Annotated in this window: 1 protein-coding gene; it reads right to left on the bottom strand. The window is 68.6% G+C overall.

All coding sequences use genetic code 11. The features are described from left to right. Window positions 1-318: 318 nt before the first annotated feature. The coding region (locus AB4Y92_RS25450; protein WP_441822145.1) for a hypothetical protein at window positions 319-528 on the bottom strand (210 nt) is incomplete at its 5' end.

Consider the following 528-nt stretch of genomic DNA (forward strand, 5'->3'; position numbering starts at 1 on the left):
CGCCGTGACGAGTTTCGCGATGGCCTATGCCGCGCAGACCGCGCTGGACCATGAGGCGCTGGTTGCAGCCAAGGGCCCCGTCAAGACAGCGCAGGAGCGAGCCAAGGCAGCATGAAGGGCCACGCGGCCGGGAGCTGCGCTCCCGGCATGCCCTGACCTTGCATGCCATAGGGTGGCGGAACAGCGTGCCTTCACGATCAGGCGCCGGCCCGCCCGTCTGGTCTCGTCGCACACCCACGGAGCCGTGCGGGACATTGCCGGATCGACGACCGACGTTCCTTCGCGGCCCTCGGCAAGAGCCCCGGCAGAGCTCGCTCGCTAAATCCTGTCGAAGCCCCCACCGACTGCGGTAAAGCCTCCCGCCACGCGCAGGCTGTCGATCGCGCCATGCTGCTCGATCGGCGCCACGCCCGCCCCGTTCGTCTTGATGCCACCGGTGATTTCGATTTCGCGGGCCGAGCCGCCCGGCTTGATGCTCAAGGCGATGGCAGAGAGGGTCACCACAACGCCCTTCACGAGCGACGGCCC

This window comes from Lysobacter sp. TAB13 (genome assembly GCF_052113885.1).
Taxonomy (GTDB): domain Bacteria; phylum Pseudomonadota; class Gammaproteobacteria; order Xanthomonadales; family Xanthomonadaceae; genus Lysobacter; species Lysobacter gummosus.